A 375-nucleotide genomic window follows, 5' to 3' on the forward strand; every position below is an offset into this window, starting at 1 on the left:
TTAAAGAACACCTGAATGGCGTTGGCAATAGAGCGCTTCTCAGGGTCAAGATACTCTTGGGTATAACGAGAGTCTTCTACAATGCTCATCTTCGAGCGAAGCTCATCTATGCGTGGATCGCCCTTATGGAAGCTATCCTCATAATGCTCTGCAATTAGGTCACCATGAATCATTGGCACAGCAATCATGTATTGCAGGCAGTGGTCTCTATCTGCAGGGTTTGCCAGCTCGCCCACCTTAGAAATAATGCGAATGGCCGATTCATGAGTGGTCACTTCAATACGCTCAATCTCATCAAGGCGCTCTTTTACCTCACTGTGCAAGGTCACCGCGGCCTCTACCGCCGTTTGAGAGTGGAACTCAGCAGGGAAAGAG

General features: G+C 48.8%; 1 pseudogene. It reads right to left on the reverse strand.

From position 1 onward, the window contains the following. Nucleotides 1-375, reverse strand: a pseudogene (prpD, locus tag AB4585_RS23295) (2-methylcitrate dehydratase); the annotation flags it as partial.

The organism is Vibrio sp. 10N.222.49.C9 (assembly GCF_041474985.1).
In the GTDB taxonomy this organism is placed as follows: Bacteria; Pseudomonadota; Gammaproteobacteria; order Enterobacterales; family Vibrionaceae; genus Vibrio; species Vibrio crassostreae_C.